This is a genomic window from Rhodanobacter aciditrophus (assembly GCF_042679525.1).
Classification (GTDB): Bacteria; Pseudomonadota; Gammaproteobacteria; order Pseudomonadales; family Marinomonadaceae; genus Marinomonas; species Marinomonas aciditrophus.
The window spans coordinates 367,580-387,068 of the sequence record NZ_JBHTMN010000003.1 but is presented as its reverse complement, the minus strand read 5'-3'; the positions used below and the strand labels follow the sequence as shown (position 1 = coordinate 387,068).

Sequence of the window (19,489 nt, the reverse complement as noted above, 5' to 3'; positions counted from 1 at the left end):
TAGGTATACTCTGGTCATATTAGTAAATCAACATGAAAAGGGAATTATGAAAGTCCTCTTTGCCGCATCTGAGATTCACCCTCTCATAAAAACTGGCGGGCTTGCAGATGTTGCAGGCTCTCTCCCTATCGCCCTGAAAAAACAAGGCATTGACATTAAACTCATTATGCCTGCCTATTCAGGCATATTAGACAAGGTCAAACCGATAAAAAGAGAAACCAACCTTGGTAATCCTTTCAATACGGGCGACCTTATACTATTAGAGTCTAGCTTACCTAACTCTGACGTTCCTATTTATCTTGTGCAATGCCAAAGTTTATTCGAACGTGACGCAGGTCCCTATTTAGACAGTTATGGCTATGACTATCCTGATAATCATATTCGATTCGCAGCTTTTTCTTGGGTCTGCGCATTTCTTGCCCAGCATGGGCAGCTACTAGGATGGAAGCCTGACTTACTGCATTTGAATGATTGGCAGACCGGCTTTGCCGCAGCCTATCTTAAAGCTTGGAAAACTCAACATCCGCCGATTATTACAACCGTACATAATCTACGTTACAACGGAAGCTTTCCATTGGAACGATTCCCAGACGTGCGCTTGTCAAACGATCTACTCAACATGCACGGTATGGAGTTTTACGGTCAATTCTCGGCATTAAAGGCTGGCTTGGTGTTCGCCGACGCCATCACCACAGTGAGTCCAACCTATGCTAAGGAAATCCTAACGCCAGAATACGGTGATGGACTAGACGGCACTCTCAGCGCTATAAGTCATAAGCTTACCGGCATTCTCAATGGTGTGGATTATGATGAATGGTCGCCAGAAGTGGACCCTCACATTGATACCCAATACAGCATCGACAGCATTGACAAAAAGCTGGCGAACAAATTAGCCCTACAGCGAGAAAACAACTTACCAGAAAAGCCCGAGGTGCCTGTCTTTGGCGTGGTCAGCCGTTTAACAGAACAAAAGGGGCTCGACCTGATTCCAATCGCCATGGAAACAGCCTTGAAGCAAGGTGCTATGTTGATTCTATTAGGATCAGGAGACGCAACATTGGAAGCCCAATACCTTGCTTTGCAAGAACGCTATCCTCAGCAGGTGGCAGTTCGTATTGGTTATGACGAAGCATACTCCCACAGACTTCAGGCTGGCGTTGACATTCTTTTGATTCCGTCCCGCTTCGAACCCTGTGGTCTGACTCAATTGTACGCTTTGAAATATGGAACACTGCCCTTAGTTCGTAAAACGGGGGGTCTAGCGGACACCATTTTTGAAGTCGGCAATAAGGCCAACGGATTCGTATTTGAAAATGCGTCCATTAAGGATTTAACGGATGCCATACAGCGCTCGTTAGCAGCGTTTGCCAATTTAGGCACTTGGCGAGAACTCCAGCATAACGCTATGGGACAAGATCATAGTTGGAAGCGAGTAACAGGAGAGTGGATCTCCCTTTACAAGAAGCTCTTGAGCAACGCTTAAATCATAGACTCTGCAATCATAGAGAATTGCAGAGTCTCTCCTCTCATCTAACGCTTAGTATTAGCCCAGTCCATCATGCCATTTAACATGGCTTGCTGTGGTGCGCCATCTTCCACCAGTTCGGATAAAGCGGTTGCAAGAATGGTTTTAAAGGCTTCCGTGTTACATGGGGACTGTTTGGAAATAGCTAAAAACAGTCCTTCACTACTGATGGCAGGCTCCATTGCCACAACCTTTTCAGCAAGACCTAGATGGTCCGCATAAGCGGCTCCTGGACCTCGCTCATAGAGAACATAGTCAGCCCGACCAGCAATTAACATATTAAACGCTTGATCGAGACTGGCGACTTTTAACAAATTAAGATTATCTCGGGCGTACTCATCAAATGTTTGACCAAAGCTGTTGTTGATCACAGTGACGCCCCAACGACCCACTAAATCCTCCCGCTGATGGTAGGGAAACTTATGATCATTAGCCTGCCACACCACACTCTTAGTAAACAGCATAGCTGGCGAAAAGTACTCCATGTAATCCGCCCGTTCGGAGGTGTAAAAGGCCCCCGCCATTAAATCGACTCGACCACTGCGCACTTCTTGCTGGGATCTAGACCAAGGCCCCACATACTTCATGCTTATCGGTACATGTATTTTTTCAGAAAGTCGTTGTAGCAGATGAGAAACCGCCCCCTCTAGATGATGTCCTGACTCACTCTGCCACAAGAATGGCGGGTATTCAGGATTACCTGTGGCGGTTAGCGACATGCATTCAGAGGGTTGAGCGAAGGCCTTGCCACCCATAGACATGAGCAACAAAGTTGTTAAACCAATGAGATTTTTCGTAATTCTAGGTGCGGTTGCTTTTCGACGTATCATAAATCATTTTTTAGGATGTTAGATGGAACATACATTGCCCAGAACTCTCATCCATTTGAGTCGACTAAAGCTTACTTACACTTATAAAGCCATAAATAACAACTAATTACAAACATTTGAGTGACTTTGTCCACTAGTTAAAATGGCCACAAGCATGAAGTCGATGAACGAGGCTCAGTGCCCAAGACAAAGGGCAATTCCACCTTGTCATCGCAGCGCTCCGCCGCTAACTCAAATTCATCTTGGCTCACTTGGAAATATCGAGCGCCCTCTGGTAACTCTCTAGACAATGAGCCCTGGGGCAAACGCTTAGTAAAATCTATCCATACTTTCTGTGCGCCTGAGCTCCCCGTTATCTTCATCGGAGTGTTGTCATCCATACCCAACCAAACGGTCGATAAATAGTCATCGCTAATAGCTAGGAACCAGCTATCCCTCTGATCATTTGTCGTACCGGTTTTGGCTGCAAAGCGCATAGCTGGAAAGGTCGCTTGGGCTGCCCTTGCCGTACCAATTTCTGGCACTTTTGTCATGCCAGCCAAGGTGACACCCAAGGCTTCTTCGGTAAAGGGCACATCCGTTTTACGATCAAAACGCTTCAACACCTTACCACCTTGGTCCATCACAGATAGCACTACACCTAACTCACTGCTTGCTCCGACAGAAGCGACTGGCTGGTACAAGCGCGCCACTTCAAAAGGAGATAGCTCAAGGGAACCTAAGGCAACAGAGGGATACATGGTAAACGGACGCTTCACACCGAGCTGTCGCAGGGTATCACCTATACGATCAAAGCCTAACTGATTTGCAAGATCGATAGTGGCCAGGTTATAGGACTTCGACATAGCCACATACAAGGGCACTTCCCCATGGGTGGTGCGACTATAGTTCTGTGGTGCCCACACTTGATTGCCGATCTTAAATTGCTGCGGTTCGTCTTGTACTCTGTCCCACCAGGTATAACGGCCTGAAGAAATAGCCGCTAAGTAAATAGCAGGCTTCACCAAGGACCCTATTGGCCTAACAGCAGCCAGTGTGCGGTTAAAACCGCTGTAGTATTCATCAGAAGAACCAACAATAGCCCGCACTTGTCCCGTACGTCTGTCGGTCACCACCATGGCGCCCTGTAAATCTTTAAGGGATTTATCTGCCCGAGCCAGAGCGTCCACCTGACTATGCATGGCATCTATGGCCGCTTTTTGCGCTCGCACATCAAGGCCCGTGTAGATTCTGAGGTTTTCTGTTGCTAACCGAGTGGGATCAAAATCCCGCTCAAGCTGCATCGACACTAAGTCAAGGTAGTCACCAAAAATGGAGCGGCGTTTTCCTTTGGTCGCCAGACGTAATGGTTGTTTCTGAAGGACATTGGCATTCTCTCGAGTCAGTCGATTCTGGTCCACCAGAATATCAAGCACCACATTACGTCGTTCCTTAGCACGCTCAGGATTACGACGGGGGTTGTAAAGGGATGGCCCCTTCACCATTCCCACCAATAACGCCAGTTCATCAATATTTAGCTCATTAAGCGGGCGTGAAAAAAAGTACTGACTCGCCGCGGCAAAACCATGGAGAGCACTGCTCCCCTCCTGAGCCAAATACACCTCGTTCACATAAGCGGTAATTATCTCTTCTTTGCTGTAATGATATTCCAAAGATAACGACATGATGACTTCCGTCAGTTTACGGGTGTAGGTCCGTTCTGACGACAAATACATATTTTTAACCAACTGCTGGGTAAGAGTGGATCCCCCTTGACGACGCGCCCCAGAGGACAAGTTAACAAACGCAGCCCGCGCAATACCGGTAAAAGAAATACCAATATGATTAAAGAACTCCCTATCCTCAGTGGCCGTTAAGATCTCAATCAAATTTTTCGGAATTTGCTCATAGGTTAGGATATCGCGACTTTCCGTGTTGCCATTGTATAAATAGCCAATTTTCTGTGGCTCCAATACCGCTGTGGCATGACGCTTTCCGGTTAAATCTGTAATTTGAAGTCTGCCGCCTTCAAATGCAAAGATGCGACGCGCTTCTGAATGATAGCCAGTATGATCCGTGTAAGGACGTAGATGGGCACTGACCTTCGTTGCACTGCGAGCTGCCCAACCAACCTTCTGACTATTGCGACCAAAACGATAGCCCACGGCCGCTAGCAAGGACTCTAAATCCTCTTTGCGCCAGGGTGCACCATCTCGCAAAATCGTGGGCGCACTATAGACTTCGGCCGGCACTTGCCACTTTTGGCCTTCAAATAAAGCCACCACCTGACGGTCCAGCCACCAAACCCAAATGGCAAAGGGGATACTGCCAATCAGACCAAGTAAGATTAGCCATTTAAACACTCGACGCAGAAAGGAGCGCTGTTGCTTTCTTTTAGGTGAAGAGGAGCCTTTCTTGCTTGATTTAGAGCGTCGAACGGGAGTTTTTTTAGAGGTAGGTGCAGTTTTCTTAGTCATGGCAGGGAGTATAAATTGGGGCAATAGTTGGAGCAATCAACAAGACCGGAGATACCCCTATCTTTTCAGTGTTGATACACTAAATTAACACTCTACAATCAAGATCCCCATGGAAAACAAGATTCCCCTATCCAAAGAACAGTCACTATCCATTGCTGCACTTTCAATGGAACAAAGCATTGAGCTATATGTCCAAGGAATGCGGGTCATGATACTGAGGTTATCTAACGGTTTGCACGCCTACGAAAATCTTTGTCCCCATAGGGCAAAGCCACTTTCAGAAGCGTCCCACCTCACCTTCGACGAAAGCGGCACCCTAATCGAATGCGAACACCATGGCGCCCAGTTTTTACCAGAATCAGGACTCTGTATCACAGGGCCTTGCCAAGGTCAGTCCCTAACAAAACTCTCTATCCATCATGACGGCAGTCGTTACATTTTACTACTAAGTATTGGGACCGGAAGTTAGTTCCCTCGTTACAGAGTTTGATATGATGGATAAAAACAATGCTAATCTCGACACAAGGTTCTTTGAATGCAAACAAATGAAAATAAGATCCAGAACGCACTCATTGACATTATCAATGGTCTAAAACAGTCCATGCGCGTTGCGATGCATCAGCACAATGTCTCCTTGTCGCCGTTATACTTCATTGTTATGAAGCACATCGATGAAGATGAACAATGCACCGCCATCAAATTAGCCTCCAAACTACAAAAAGACAAAGGCCAAATCACACGCCTAATCAAAGAGCTTGAAGTACAAGAATTGCTAACCAGAGAACCTAACACAAAAGATAAGCGCAGCTTCTTTCTGAGCCTCACCCGTAAAGGAAAAAATTGCTATAAAACCCTAGAAAAACATGACATCGAGGCACTACAAGTCATGATGCAGGGTTTATCTGATGAGCAGATCGCTGCTTTTATTGAGATAGCCAACACAATGGCAGCGAACCTAGCGGAGCACAACCAACAAGCTCCGCATTAAACAATTTCAGATCTTAGCTGATCAAGAAACGTCTCCATAAAGGCTGTACGGCGCTTTGCTTCTGCTTTCCCCGCTTGAGTCTGAAAGCTGTCTGCTAAACACAGCAGCTTGTTGTAAAAATGATCAATACTAAAAGTCGTATCATCCGGTCTGCGGTCTTCACAAAAAGGGTCTAAGGTTTGATAGAGTTCACGGCCCAACTGACCACCCACCATCATGCACCGTGCGACACCGATCGCCCCTATTGCATCTAATCGATCAGCATCTTGCACCACCTTGGCTTCGACAGTTTCAGGCACTACGGCAGCACTGTAGCTGTGGGCAGTAATACTGTGTTTAATCGCTTTCAACGCACCATCTGCGTACCCTAGCTCACTCAAAAATACAGAAGCCTGTTCTGCTGCCATCCCTGACGCCAAATGTCTTTCAGGGTGATTTTTAGGCAAATTAACCAAATCATGTAACCAGGCAGCAGGCACTACGATGAAAGGATCAGCCCCTTCGGCGTTGGCCAACTGGCGGGCGCTAACCACAACTCGTTTAATATGCGCGAGGTCATGGGCAGAGTCTTGAGCCATATGCTGGCTTATATACGCCTCACAAGCCTGCTCTATGGCCTCTAAGGAAAGCTTTGGCAAAGTGTTGGTATTCATCAGTCAGACGATTCTTCATTATTAAAAAGCCAACTATCATACCAGCCCAACACCTCTTCTGCTGGCATAGGACGGGAAAACCAGTACCCTTGCCCAAGATCACACCCAAGTCCCAGTAAATACTCCGCATGCTCCTCCGTTTCCACACCTTCAGCAATGACGTCTAAATGAAACGCATCAGCAAACCCAATCACTCCCTTAATGATGGCAAGATCATCAGGCTGATTAATCATATCCCGCACAAAACTATGGTCGATTTTCAGCATATCTACAGACATTTCTTTGAGATGACTCAAGGTGGAATAACCAGTACCAAAATCATCCAATGAGGTAGAAATCCCCATTTTCTTACAACCATTAATGACAGCTGCCACTTTGGCGAGATCTTCAATGGCACTGGTTTCTAAAATCTCTAACTCTAAGGCATGGGCCACAGACTCTGGATACCCCTCAAGAGCAGACTCCAAATCGGCTAAAAAATTAGGTTGCTGCAGTTGATAACCCGCCAAATTCACACTGACGCTCTGCCCGTAACCGAGTTTTTGCCAAGCATCAATCTGAGCTACTGCCGTCTTAATCACCCAATGACCAATCTCTAACTCAAGTGGCTGATTGGTTAAAGTGGGCAGAAAAGTCACAGGAGGCAAGATGCCGCGAGCGGGATGACGCCAACGAATAAGTGCCTCATACCCAATAACCTCTCGAGTGCGCATATTAATTTTAGGTTGATAGAATAAGCAAAACTCTTTGTTGTCATAAGCCAGCTGGATTTCTTCGTATAACCTATGTTGCTCAATCAGAATACTTTCATGGGAAGAATTGAAGACATGTAGACGATTACGGCCAGCAATCTTTGCCTGGTACATGGCTTGATCGGCCTGTCGAATTAACTGATCTGCTTCGACACCATTCGCTTGAGGGTACGAGGTAATGCCAATACTGGCACTGATCTGCAGCTCAATACCTGAGACTAGGAAAGGCTCAGACAAGGATTGCAATAAAGACTCTAAAGCCCCCTCTGAGACTTCCAGGTCTTCTCCCTTTTCTAGGGGCATTAAGATAACAAACTCATCCCCACCAAAACGAGCCACCACCTTCCCCTCGTCTAAGGTGGCCAACATACGCTGGGAAACCTGCACTAACAATATATCTCCAGTCTCATGACCAAAGGTATCATTGACCTCTTTAAAGCCATCAAGATCAATAAATGCCAGTACAAACCTATGACCATTGATCTGAGCCTGAGCGATATGATGATCTAAAGATTGAGTCAAATTCGTACGGTTAGGCAATCCTGTCAGGGCATCGAAATAGGCAATGTGCGCCAACTGCTCTTCATTACGTTTTTGTCGGGTGATATCAGAAAACAAAGAAATATAGTGTGTGACTTTCTGATGAACATCTTTCACAGATGCGATGGTTAAATTCTGGGCGAAAATAGCTCCATCTTTGCGTTTATTCCAAACCTCCCCTTCCCAAAATCCATAGAGAAGAATCTGGCGCCACATTTCTTCATAGAACTCTCGACTCTGGCGCCCTGAACTCAAAATTCTTGGATTTTTCCCTAAGATGTCTGTTCTTGAATACCCCGTAATCCGACTGAATGCGTCGTTCACTTCAATGATTGCACCTTCTGGAGTCGTGATGGCGATGCCTTCACGAGCGTTGTCAAACACACTGGCAGACAGCTCTAATAGCTGCTGGGATTTATGGCGATCAGTGATGTCCAAGTGAGAACCCACTAACTCAGAGATTTCCCCCTCTTCGTTAAACAGCGCTTGAACTCTGTCTTCCACCCAAAGCCACTTAGTACCAGAGTGAATACGATAATTGGAGATAAGTGTCCCTTGGCAGCCCTTTACACGCCACTCTCGCATCGCTGCCAAGACGTCAGTCACATCCTCATCGTGGATGGAATTTGCCCACCATTTAGGCAAAGCTTTAATCTCTTCAGCAGTCAACCCATACAGCTTTTTACAGTTCGCACTAATAAAACGCAGCTGCAGTGTGTCCGGTGCTAAGGAATAAATCATAGCAGGACTACTGCTCAGCAAATCATCCAGCTGATCATAACTTTTAGACAGTAAAGTTTTGGCCAACTGTAGTTCGTCCACTACAGCGCCCAGCTTCTTATTTTGACGGTAGGTGAACCAAGAGGCACCGATCAGTATCAGCACAATGACATTCGCTAGAATCACATAGAGGGCATAGGCTTTAACAATCGCTACCCAAGACACTTGAGTCTTATCGTAGGGGGCTATTTTCAACTCTTTTAGCACCTGCTCCACCGGGAAATAATCAAGTGCAGGTACAAAGCCTGAGATCCCCAGGGCTTCCATACTGGAAATCGAGTTTGGCAAGCTCAACAGCCCAGCCGTAATACCTTTAACTACATTCATATCAATATGAGAAAGCGCCACCAAGGCCCATTCTGGGTACAGCCGAGTGGACACTTTAAAAGGATAGCCCGCCAGCGTCTGCTCATTCAGTACGCGAATATTGTCGAACGAGAGTTGTCCCGTCGCAACCATGTTCTCTAAAACACCCGACCGTACAAAACCGACGTCAGCCTGTCGATTTAATATTCCCTGTACAACGGCTTCATCAGAGTTGAATAACTGAACGTCATCAGCAGATGGGGAATTTAAGCCCCGGCTATAGAGCTCATAAATCTGAGCGATATACGTCTCTAAATAATCTAAAGCGACGCTTGCCACCTGGTGCTGGAAGACATTCTCAAGAGTAATATGAGAGTCCTCACGTCTTGTAAAGATGACGCCCCCCATCAAGTTGGTCGCACTACGCTCTTTCATTCGCCCCATGGTCACTAACGCAGCACTCATATTGCCCGCGCTGCGGTAAAGCAAATAATGAACAGGATCAATTAATACCACATCAAATTCGTGGCGCTCGATCCCCTGTTCCAAAGCCTTTGCATCCACCAAAAATAACTCGATAGAATAATCATCAATAAGATTTTCTAGATCATCGATCACCGGTTGATACTTAGCCATAAGCATCACATCGGGCTGATAGGATAAAACCGCTAACCTAATCTTATGGTCAGCGATCGCAGTAAGCGGGATTAATAAAATAAATGCTAAAATCCATCTAGGCATAAAAACCTACTACTCTATTCTAAATAAAAATGCCGGCTGAAGCAGAGCTCTAAGCTGATAATCAGGCAGTAAAGGCAGACCGTTATTCATAGACAAATTGATCAGTTGTATCGCCTGGTAAAATTCAGAATCTAGCGTCAGCATACGCTTGTTATAATCTAAATCAGGTAAATATAGACCACTAAAAACTTTTCGGTTTTCTTCATAGCTCAAGGATCGCCAAGCTGCAATACGCCTAAGAGCATCTTCCGAATTAACTCTTAAATATTGAAGTGCTTTGAAATGAGCCGCTAACAGCTCTGTTATTGCGCTTTCACGAAAGAACCTTGCATCCCTTCGCACTACCAAAACATCGTAAATGATTCCGGGAAAATCGCGGCTATCGTATACCCTAAACGCGCCTTTCTGCTCAAGATAGGAGGCATAAGGCTCAAAGGTAATAGCATAGTCAAACGCTTTAGTATCCCAAAATACCACCTGATCATTTGGAGGAATTTCTACTATGTCTACGTCATTCTTATCAAAGCCTGACGCCTTAAATACCTCATGCAAAACAATAGCACTGACAGTGTTCCCTTCGTAGGCAATTCGACTACCCTTTAAATCCACCCAAGAAGCTTGCTCTTTCTGAGACATCAGCACATCAGCCCCCACCGATTCATCTAGAATCGCCACAATATCCAATGGCACTCCTCGACTTCGGGCGTATAGAGCCTCATCAAGCGTTAACGCCGCAGCCTGAACTTCCCCCGCTTCCAGTAGGGCCAATGATTGGGAAGCGTTTTTCACCTGTACCACACTGATATCATCAGGCAACCAAGAGAAATGTTCCGCCACCACAAAACTCTCATAGCCAGGCCATGGATGAAGGCTGAGCTTCAGAGGTTTACCACTAACAAGCACATACAGTATTACGCCAGTCAAAAATACGACCAACACAATTAAGATGATACGAATACGCTTCAGATTATCCTCCTGCAAACATCGCTAAATACCCGGCACAGCATCTTTGAAGAGAGCACTTTATCAGAGCCGAATAAGAACGAAGTTAAAACCTCGAACATTCAAAAGAAAACAACGCTCAAAAGCTCTCGAGATAGCGTTTCTTTACAAATATACGCGAAGGAAAACTAGCAATTAATATATTAGCGGCTAATGTAATAATATTTACTTATGAGATGATATAAGTCAGTTTTCACGATACTTACACGAACACGAAACGTGAGAAATCTAGTATATTACCGTTATTCATGACGAAGCCTTAAATTGGAGTTCCATAGGATGGCCAGACAGCGAACATACGATATTCGCGCCGTTTTACTCTCAGGCATAGCCTTTGTCGCTATCTGTATCGCTGGTGGATACGTTACCAAGCTATCCAATGATAACTTTGTTCAAAGTCAACGAATCTACCTTGGCAGCACAGCCCGTTCACAAGCCTCTGATTTAGAACGCAGTCTTTCTCTTGCTTTCACCTCGACTCAAATACTTGCTCACCAAATCGAAGTTGATCAGGGCAATACTGAGCTGTTTGAAAACTACGCCGAAAATATCATGGACTCCATTGGTGGCATCGAAAATATTCAATTGGCCCCAGATGGCATTATCCAGTTTATCTATCCCCTTAAAGGCAATGAAAATGCGATAGGTTTGGATGTCTTAAACCACCCAAGATACCGAGAGGCAGCTCAACTCGCCATTAGAGAAAAAACCATGATCGCCGTGGGTCCCGTCAAGCTGGTACAGGGAGGCATTGCGGTCATTGGTAGAACACCGATTTTTATCGGGGGAACAGATAACGCCAAATTTTGGGGCTTTGCATCGGCTCTCATTCTGCTGGACAATTTATTAGCAGACACAGGCATCCGCGAGCTCGAAGAAGAAGGTTACAGCGTCACATTAGAGCGAAATCATACGGACACGTCTGAGAAATCAGTCTTTTACGAATCCAGCACCCCTATCAACCCCAAAACCGCTGTACAATCTGATATCACCCTCCCCACTGGTACCTGGACGCTCATCATCTCTTTGGATGTCTCAGATAGAATAGAATCCCGCTCCCACACATTAATGCTTATCACAGTGGTCATAGGCGTACTGACTTCTTTGTTTCTATTTTTGATTTCCATTAGGCCCAAACAACTTGAGCAAGAAGTGCAAAAGAAGACCAAAGAGCTTCAGAAACTTGCCTATAACGACCCGCTTACAGGCCTCCCTAACCGGCGCTACCTTAACGATCTTCTTCCCCAGTACTTATCAGAATTACAGGCTAACAACCAATCGGGCGCTTTCATCTATTTTGACCTCGATAACTTTAAGTCTATTAATGATTCCATTGGTCATGATGTCGGTGATCGAGTGCTCCAAGAGGTCGCTCGACGACTGACTAACAGCATTGATGAAAACGATTTGATAATACGGTTGGGTGGGGATGAATTTGCCATCATCCTTGGCGATGGCAGTATCGATAGCATTGAAGACACGGCTAAAGAAATACTCTCGAACATACAAAAGATACTTCGGATCGAGCATAGGGAATTCAAGCTCAGCACATCCTTAGGGGTTTCTCTGTTTCCACAGCATAGCCAAAATGTACTTGAGCTCATGCGCTTCTCAGACGTTGCCCTCTACGAAGCAAAACACCGGGGTAAAAACCAATTCATTCTGTTTACAGACGCTATGCAGAAAAAGCTGATGGAACACCATCAGGAGGAACTTGCCCTAGCAAAAGCCATAAAAAACCATCAGCTTGTGCTCTACTTCCAGCCTCAGTTTGATTTGGAAGTCTCCAAAGTCATCGGAGCAGAGGCCTTGGTTCGTTGGATCCATCCACAAAAAGGTCTGGTATTCCCAGATCAGTTTATCCCTCTTGCAGAACAATCAGGCCAGATTCTTGAGCTTGGTAATTACGTCATTCGCAAGAGCTTTGAATACCTAAGATCTCGCTTTGATTTAGGTTTACCCCCTATTCTTCTGCACATTAACCTATCGTCACTGCAATTAAGCGACCTTAATCTAGTCCCCTTCGTAAAAGAAATGATTGACCTCTATAAAGTGCCTGGTCATTACATAGGATTCGAGATCACAGAGACCACTCTGTTAACAGACTTAGAACACGCCAAGAAAACCTTAAATGGATTGAAGGCCTTGGGGATCTGCATTGCCATTGACGATTTTGGTACGGGATTTTCGTCCCTTGGGCAGCTTAAAAACCTACCCGTGGATCTGATCAAGATTGACCGCAGCTTTGTGATGGATTTAGAAAACGATCCAGACGACAAAATGATTGTAGAAGCCATTATTGCCATGGCTCACAAACTGGATACTCAGGTGATTGCGGAAGGCATCGAATCTCATGGACAGCTTCAGATGCTGCGTGATTTCAAATGTGACTTGGGCCAAGGCTACCTTATCAGTCGCCCTATCCCGGAAGCAGAATTTAACCGCTTTGATGAAGACATTACACCACTACTGAAATAGCAGGCTTTAGAGTCTCTTCATTTGTTACAAACAGACTCCAATAAAAAAGCCCCAAGCTCTTAGCCAATGCAATCTTGCACTCGCATCTTAGAGCTTGAGGCTTTCTACGAGAGGCTAATTCGCCTCTGGCAGATTTAGGACGCTAGACAGATGGCACGACCGTGGTTGTGCACTTCCACTAGTTCCTTATGTAGGCTGCGAATTGCTACTTCGTAATCATCTTCATCAACTACGAACTGCATATCCACCTGACGCATAGATTGGTGCATAGCGATGACGTTGATGTCTTGTTCAGAAATGGCTTTCACGGCTTTTGCCAACATGCCTGTGGTTTTCATATCTGAACCGATAGCAGACACAATGGCCACTTTACGTTGCGCAATTTCTGCTTCTGGGAACTCTTCGCGAAGCACGCGCATAACACGCTTCATGGTCTTCAAGTTCACCGCAAGGTAGTGGGTAATGCTGTTCGCATTGATGTCTTTAGCGATGATATGAGCGCCAAGCTGATTAAGTACTTTTAAAATACCCATATCAAAGGCATCGATTTCACCCGCCATTTCTTGGTCAAATAGCTCAACTGCGTAGACACCACGGCTACCTGCGATGATCTCAACACATGGCTCATCAGAGACGTAATCACCGGTAATAAGCGTACCGCTGTGCTCTGGCTCAAAGGTATTTTTCACACGCAGTGCAATACCGCTCTGACGCAAACCTTTTGCTGCTTTAGGGTGGATAGCCTCCATCCCTAAGTTAGCCAATTGATCCGCTACATCATAGTTAGTACGTCCGATTGGCACAGCTTTGTCTTCACCTACCAAACGTGGATCCGCACTACTTAAGTGGAATTCCTTGTGGATGATGGCTTCACGGGCATGGGTTAAGACTGCGATACGGCTGAATGTCATCTCTGAGTAACCACGGTCAAAAGTGGTCATCAAGCCAGTTTCGCTGTGGGCATAACCGGTCGCAATAGGTAGCTGTTTAGACAAATCGATGTCTTTAAACGCTTCAATAATGCGCTCATCCAGTGACATGTGACTGTTGGTCTTCCAACCTGTCAAATCAACAAAAACCGCATCCACGCCATCGCGCTTCAGTAGGTTTGCCATGTTCCAAGCACTGTGCGCTTCACCTAGGCTGGCAAGCATTTCACGGACTGTCGCCAAATGTTCACTGATGGCAAAGTGACCGTGAGAACACAAGCGACTCAAATCTTCCAACGCTTCTTTGGCATCATCTAGACGACCTTCTAAAAAGTCGTTAGCTTCTTTAAGAAGCTCACTCTCACCAAATAGGTTGCGGTTAATGTCAAGCATAGTGGTACGAACGTCTTCAAAAGCATCGCCCCAAGCTTCTTGGTTACGGTCTTTTGCGAAGTGTGCGTAAATACCTGCGTCACCGGTTTTCTTAGCTTCCAGTAACTTATCGGTAATGCCGCCGTATGCCGACACTACAAAAATGCGTTGATACAGGTCTTCTCCACCTGCTGGCTTAAAAATTATATTGTCTCGAACCGAACGGTAGTCACTCATTGACGTGCCGCCGATTTTATCAACTGTGTGTAGTCCCATGATGTATCCGAAATTCTGTGGGGTTAAGGGAACCTCAACCTAGTGTGAGCGCCGGCGCGTAGTTTGTCATAAGGTCGCTCAAATATTAAGCATGAATTACATAAATCTTAATGAAATATGACCTTTTTAAACGCTGGATCGACTCCGGCTCTGCCTAGTCAGAATCGTAATCAGGATTCTTGGCACTGAGCTGAGATATGACGTGGTTAAAACGAGGTAAGCAAAGAGGAGCAAAAAGCTCCTCTGAAGGGATCATTAATCGACTAACTCGTAAGCACCTTCCGCATTGTGTACTTCCTTACCTGTTACAGGTGGGTTGAATACACAAGCCAGCTTTAGCTCTTTAAACGCACGCAAGGTGTGGCGATCATGCTCGTTTAGGTTATACAAAGTACCCGGTGTAATTGGGTAGACTTTACCGTCTTCACGGCTTTCAATTTCACCTTCACCTTCGATACAAAAAACAGACTCGAAATGGTTTTGGTAATGGAATTGGCATTCCTCGCCAGCAAAAATCGTCGTAATGTGAAAGGAGTATCCCATGTTGTCGCCTTTCAACAACATACGAACACTCTGCCACTTACCGTCTGGTGAGACTACGCGGCGTTCTGTCTTTTCACATTCATCTAGATTACGAACAATCATTTTCGCTCCTTATTAATCAATAAACTTAAAATCGGTTACTAACTTTTCAGGTAAGCGCTCCCTTGGTGGAAGCACTTGCCTGCTTATCAGCCAATTAGATGGCGATGTCGTAATTTTCGTCGAAGTAGCTTTTCTCTTCTGGCATTTCATCGGTTTTGGCACAAACCTCACGAATGGCTTGCTCAACGATATCAATACCGTGCTTCAACTCTTCGTCTGTAATCGTAAGAGGACACAAGAATTTCACTACTTGGTCATCAGCACCAGAAGTCTCGATGATCAGGTTCTGCTTGAAACATGCTTTGGTGATCTTGCTGGCAAATTCACCGCTCACACAATTAATGCCTCGCATCATGCCGCGACCACGGATGGAGAAGTTACCTTCACCAAACTCTTCTGTAATAGACGCTAGACGGTCTTCGATGTACTGACCTTTACGACGTACTTCTGCAGCGAATTTGTCATCTTTCCAGAAAGTTTCAATGGCTGTTTTCGCAGTCACGAACGCCAAGTTATTACCACGGAAGGTACCGTTATGCTCGCCTGGTTTCCACTCGTCTAGCTCAGGGCGGAATAACACGATCGCAAAGGGTAGACCGTAGCCAGAAATAGATTTAGACATGGTGACAATGTCTGGCTTAATGCCTGCAGGCTCAAAGCTGAAGAAGGTACCCGTACGACCACAACCCGCCTGAATGTCATCGACAATCAATAGGACTTTATGTTTTTTACATACCGCATCTAGGTTCTTCAACCAATCAAGGCTGGCAGCGTTGATACCACCCTCACCTTGGACCGTCTCAACCAAAACAGCTGCTGGGTGATCGATACCACTAGAAGAATCAGACAATACTTTATCTAGGTACTCTGTGGTTTCGATGCCATCACCTAGGTAACCATCGTAAGGCACACGGCTCACGCCTGTAAGAGACGTACCCGCCACACCACGGTGGTGTGAGTTACCCGTCGCGGCAAGGGCACCCAAGCTACAACCATGGAAGCCGTTAGTGAAGGTGATGATGTTTTCACGACCCGTCACGTTTCGAGCCAGTTTCATTGCTGCTTCCACTGCGTTGGTACCAGTTGGACCGGTAAACTGCATCACGTATTCCAGGTCACGCGGATCTAAGATGTGATTTTTAAAGGCTTCCATAAACTCGCCCTTCGCCTTGGTATGCAAATCCAAGCCATGGGTGATGCCATCTTCCATGATGTATTCAACCAGCTTCTTCTTCAGAATCGGGTTGTTATGACCGTAGTTCAATGTGCCGGCACCGGCTAAGAAGTCTAGATATTTGTTACCTTCTTCATCGAACAGGTAGCTACCTTGCGCTTTGTTAAAAATGCGTGGGAATGAACGTGCGTAAGACTGTACTTCTGATTCGATCTCTTCAAAAATTTTCATATCTAATCCTCTTCCTATAATTAAATTCTGTTGACGTATTCCGAGTGGGTATTAATGACCCGCTAGGTTAAATGGGCCAATTCGCACTAGGTGCTCAGTACCATGACGCCCTTTAAAATGCTTTGTCTCATCGAACATCACTGAGTCTTCCAGCGGTGCATCTAATTGCTTCGCGAGACTTCTAAATAATGCCCAAGAGGCTTCGTTATCCGGTGTGATGGTAGTTTCGATGTATTTAACAGACTGCATATCAGCTCGGTTTAATACTTCGGCTACCATCTTTTTAGCTAAGCCAAGACCTCGAGCCTTGGCATCTACTGCCACCTGCCAAACAAACCAAGTCGGTTCTTGGCGCGCTGGAATTTGATATCCAGACACAAACCCAACCAGTTCCCCTTGTTTTTCAGCGGCCACAGCAGTGTCCGAAAAATGGCTACACTGCAGCAAGTTGCAGTAAGAAGAATTTGGGTCAAGCGGCGCACAACGTTCGACGAGATCAAAAACATCTATCCCATCTTCAGCCGTTGGCTTTCTTAAAATAATTTCGTTGCTTTCCATAACTCACCCATTACATGTCTAATCTTATAAACCAAGCTATTGCTTAGCTCGCAAACTCAATTGATGTTAAAAACTGCTTAAAAACCAATTAAAAACAGACTCAATAACGAATCAATCAATTGCTTCGATGGCTAAATAGATTACAGGACTAAATATTTTTATCAAGATTTATTTTTAACTCTAATTATTTCAACTATATTAATATCAACTCAAATGACCTACTTTTTACGATGATTTGCCTTAAAACTGACCAGCTCGACAGTTTTTTGCTTGAAAAACGTGCGCAAACTTTGCAAAATCGCCCGCAATTCAGAGCGTTCAATTAATAATCGTTTTTATTAATTCCAATTTTGTCAGTGTGGGAAGCGCAATTTTGGTCAAAATCTCTGAGCGATGTTCTCCAATTAACACACAAGCAAATCACCATAGAGCCGCTGCAATATCGCCGCTCATGGCTCTGCACAGCCTCACGCTCACGTTGTTCGAGGTCTGAGTAAATTGCTCAATAACAAGAGATAGTTATGCAAGAAAAGAAGTCTATTCACGGCTCATGGGCGAGTCGCTGGATCTTTATTTTAGCGGCTACCGGCTCCGCTGTTGGCCTAGGTAACATCTGGAAGTTCCCTTACATTACGGGTGAAAATGGCGGTGGCGCATTTGTACTCGTTTACCTAGTTTGTATTGCCCTAGTAGGCATTCCAATCATGATGGCCGAGGTCTTTGTTGGTCGTCGAGCACGTCAAAGCCCTGTCAATGCATTGACGGATCTTGCCGAAGAATCGGGTCATTCTAAAAAATGGGGCCTAGTGGGCTTCATGGGAATGTTAGCTGGCGTACTCATCTTCTCCTTTTACTCAGTCGTTGCAGGCTGGGTGCTTCAGTACATTGTTTCGACTGCGAGCGGCGCACTGAACAACATCAGCTCTGATGACGCTGGCGCACTGTTCTCAGGCTTGCTAGCCGATCCAACTACTCTGCTTATGTGGCACACCATCTTCACCATCATGGTCGTTGTAGTGGTTGCTGCAGGGGTTAACGCCGGTCTAGAACGCGCCACACGCATCATGATGCCTGCGTTGTTCGTGCTGCTGTTAGTCCTATTCGGTTACGCAATGAGCACTGATGGCTTTGAAGCAGGCTGGCACTTCATGTTCGATTTTGACGTGAGTAAGCTATCTTGGGATGCCGTTCTGGTTGCACTTGGTCACTCATTCTTTACCCTTTCTTTGGGTATGGGCACCATCATGGCATACGGTTCTTACATGCCTAAACGTGCATCGATTGGCTCTACCGTACTCGCGATTGGCTTCTTGGACACTATCGTTGCATTGATCGCAGGCTTAGCAATCTTCCCAATCATTTTCTCTAATGGTATGGATCCAGCAGCAGGCCCTGGCCTGATGTTTATCTCTTTGCCTGTTGCCTTCGGCCAAATGGCAGGCGGTCAATTCTTTGGCTTCTTGTTCTTTGTTCTAATTGGCGTGGCAGCTTGGACATCAGCAATTTCTCTACTAGAGCCGACGGTTGCTTACCTAGTTGAGAAGTTTGAAATGGGTCGTACTAAAGCGACTATCGCATTAGGCGTAGTAGTATGGGCGCTAGGCATCATGTGTCTTGGTTCATTCAACTTTATGTCTGACGTGACTTTCTTTGGTAAGAACACGTTCGATTTCCTAGATTACTTGACCGCAAACATCATGCTGCCATTGGGCGGTATCCTAGTGTCCGTATTCGCAGGCTGGGTTGTAAAACAGAAGTTTGCTGCCGAAGAGTTAAGCCTGAAGTCCGACGCTTTGCTGAAATTGTGGCTGTTCGTGGTGAAATTCGTTGCGCCGATCGCGGTTGCGATTGTATTCGTTTTGAACCTGTAATCAGTCACGAAGCTTCCCAAATAAAAACGCCACCCGAGTTACTCGGGTGGCGTTTTTTTATGAGATCTAATAAATCCTAAGATTTCAAAGCAAAGCTTTCACCTGCTGAAACAAATGTATTTTGCAGGGTGTTATCACGACGCAGACGGTTCCAAATTTTTTCGTGGAAGTAGTATGCAACAGTATTAATGGCAGGCTCGATCAGTGCGACAGCTCCACCCACAACGAAGCTGCCAGTAATCAAGTAGGCAACCGTAAACGCCACACTGAAGTGCATGATTGCAAAAGTAATTGTTTTAGTCATGGCTGGTGTCCTCTTATTCCTAATCCGATATAAGAATAATAAGCCCGCCTATTAAATTTTAAAAATTAATAAATAAAA

The 19,489-nt window shown here is 45.5% G+C and carries 15 protein-coding genes; 5 read left to right on the top strand and 10 right to left on the bottom strand.

The features are described from left to right. The first annotated feature begins 46 nt into the window (after nucleotides 1-46). Nucleotides 47-1,483: a glycogen synthase GlgA gene (gene glgA / locus ACFQ45_RS02460; RefSeq protein ID WP_377364965.1), complete on the top strand. Its 1,437-nt coding sequence runs from the start codon at nucleotides 47-49 to the stop codon at nucleotides 1,481-1,483. A 47-nt stretch (nucleotides 1,484-1,530) separates the two neighbouring features. Here the strand turns inward: glgA and ACFQ45_RS02455 are convergent, their stop codons facing one another. After that, nucleotides 1,531-2,355 (bottom strand): substrate-binding periplasmic protein, encoded by an 825-nt coding sequence (locus ACFQ45_RS02455; RefSeq protein ID WP_377364963.1) that lies wholly within the window; start codon nucleotides 2,353-2,355, stop codon nucleotides 1,531-1,533. 137 nt (nucleotides 2,356-2,492) lie between these two features. Further along, entirely contained in the window at nucleotides 2,493-4,811 is a 2,319-nt protein-coding gene (locus ACFQ45_RS02450) for a transglycosylase domain-containing protein (RefSeq protein ID WP_377364961.1), read from the bottom strand. A 109-nt stretch (nucleotides 4,812-4,920) separates the two neighbouring features. Here ACFQ45_RS02450 and ACFQ45_RS02445 point away from each other — a divergent pair, with 109 nt between their 5' ends. Continuing rightward, nucleotides 4,921-5,280, top strand: a complete 360-nt coding sequence (locus ACFQ45_RS02445; RefSeq protein ID WP_377364959.1) for a Rieske (2Fe-2S) protein — start codon at nucleotides 4,921-4,923, stop codon at nucleotides 5,278-5,280. 66 nt (nucleotides 5,281-5,346) lie between these two features. After that, nucleotides 5,347-5,799, top strand: a complete 453-nt coding sequence (locus ACFQ45_RS02440) for a MarR family winged helix-turn-helix transcriptional regulator (protein WP_377364957.1) — start codon at nucleotides 5,347-5,349, stop codon at nucleotides 5,797-5,799. On the opposite strand, the gene ACFQ45_RS02435 is transcribed toward ACFQ45_RS02440, so the two are convergent. Genes ACFQ45_RS02435 through ACFQ45_RS02425 form a run of 3 tightly spaced genes read right to left on the bottom strand, consistent with a single transcriptional unit; the run spans nucleotide 5,796 to nucleotide 10,552 of the window. After that, nucleotides 5,796-6,452 carry an HD domain-containing protein gene (locus ACFQ45_RS02435; protein ID WP_377364955.1) on the bottom strand — a complete coding sequence of 219 codons (657 nt, stop codon included), beginning with the start codon at nucleotides 6,450-6,452 and terminating at the stop codon, nucleotides 5,796-5,798. The genes ACFQ45_RS02440 and ACFQ45_RS02435 overlap by 4 nt on opposite strands. After that, the gene (locus ACFQ45_RS02430) at nucleotides 6,452-9,571 is read right to left on the bottom strand and encodes an EAL domain-containing protein (protein ID WP_377364953.1); all 3,120 of its coding nucleotides are present in this window, start codon (nucleotides 9,569-9,571) and stop codon (nucleotides 6,452-6,454) included. Before ACFQ45_RS02430 ends, ACFQ45_RS02435 begins: the two co-directional genes overlap by 1 nt. A 9-nt stretch (nucleotides 9,572-9,580) precedes the next feature. Further along, the gene (locus tag ACFQ45_RS02425) at nucleotides 9,581-10,552 is read right to left on the bottom strand and encodes an ABC transporter substrate-binding protein (RefSeq protein WP_377364951.1); all 972 of its coding nucleotides are present in this window, start codon (nucleotides 10,550-10,552) and stop codon (nucleotides 9,581-9,583) included. A 300-nt stretch (nucleotides 10,553-10,852) separates the two neighbouring features. Here ACFQ45_RS02425 and ACFQ45_RS02420 point away from each other — a divergent pair, with 300 nt between their 5' ends. Then, nucleotides 10,853-13,051 carry a bifunctional diguanylate cyclase/phosphodiesterase gene (locus ACFQ45_RS02420; RefSeq protein WP_377364949.1) on the top strand — a complete coding sequence of 733 codons (2,199 nt, stop codon included), beginning with the start codon at nucleotides 10,853-10,855 and terminating at the stop codon, nucleotides 13,049-13,051. 134 nt (nucleotides 13,052-13,185) lie between these two features. On the opposite strand, the gene ACFQ45_RS02415 is transcribed toward ACFQ45_RS02420, so the two are convergent. From ACFQ45_RS02415 to ectA, 4 genes are all read right to left on the bottom strand, one after another. Continuing rightward, on the bottom strand, nucleotides 13,186-14,628 hold the full coding sequence (locus ACFQ45_RS02415) for an aspartate kinase (protein ID WP_377364947.1): 1,443 nt from the start codon (nucleotides 14,626-14,628) through the stop codon (nucleotides 13,186-13,188). A 255-nt stretch (nucleotides 14,629-14,883) separates the two neighbouring features. Continuing rightward, nucleotides 14,884-15,273 carry an ectoine synthase gene (locus tag ACFQ45_RS02410; protein WP_377364945.1) on the bottom strand — a complete coding sequence of 130 codons (390 nt, stop codon included), beginning with the start codon at nucleotides 15,271-15,273 and terminating at the stop codon, nucleotides 14,884-14,886. Nucleotides 15,274-15,367: 94 nt separating this feature from the next. After that, nucleotides 15,368-16,678, bottom strand: a complete 1,311-nt coding sequence (gene ectB, locus ACFQ45_RS02405; protein WP_377364943.1) for a diaminobutyrate--2-oxoglutarate transaminase — start codon at nucleotides 16,676-16,678, stop codon at nucleotides 15,368-15,370. Nucleotides 16,679-16,729: 51 nt separating this feature from the next. Continuing rightward, on the bottom strand, nucleotides 16,730-17,236 hold the full coding sequence (ectA, locus tag ACFQ45_RS02400) for a diaminobutyrate acetyltransferase (RefSeq protein WP_377364941.1): 507 nt from the start codon (nucleotides 17,234-17,236) through the stop codon (nucleotides 16,730-16,732). Nucleotides 17,237-17,757: 521 nt separating this feature from the next. Between ectA and ACFQ45_RS02395 the strand changes: the two genes are divergently transcribed. Next, nucleotides 17,758-19,107: a sodium-dependent transporter gene (locus ACFQ45_RS02395; RefSeq protein ID WP_377364939.1), complete on the top strand. Its 1,350-nt coding sequence runs from the start codon at nucleotides 17,758-17,760 to the stop codon at nucleotides 19,105-19,107. A 76-nt stretch (nucleotides 19,108-19,183) separates the two neighbouring features. Here ACFQ45_RS02395 and ACFQ45_RS02390 read toward each other — a convergent pair whose 3' ends face one another. After that, nucleotides 19,184-19,411 (bottom strand): DUF2061 domain-containing protein, encoded by a 228-nt coding sequence (locus ACFQ45_RS02390; RefSeq protein WP_377364937.1) that lies wholly within the window; start codon nucleotides 19,409-19,411, stop codon nucleotides 19,184-19,186. Nucleotides 19,412-19,489 lie beyond the last annotated feature (78 nt).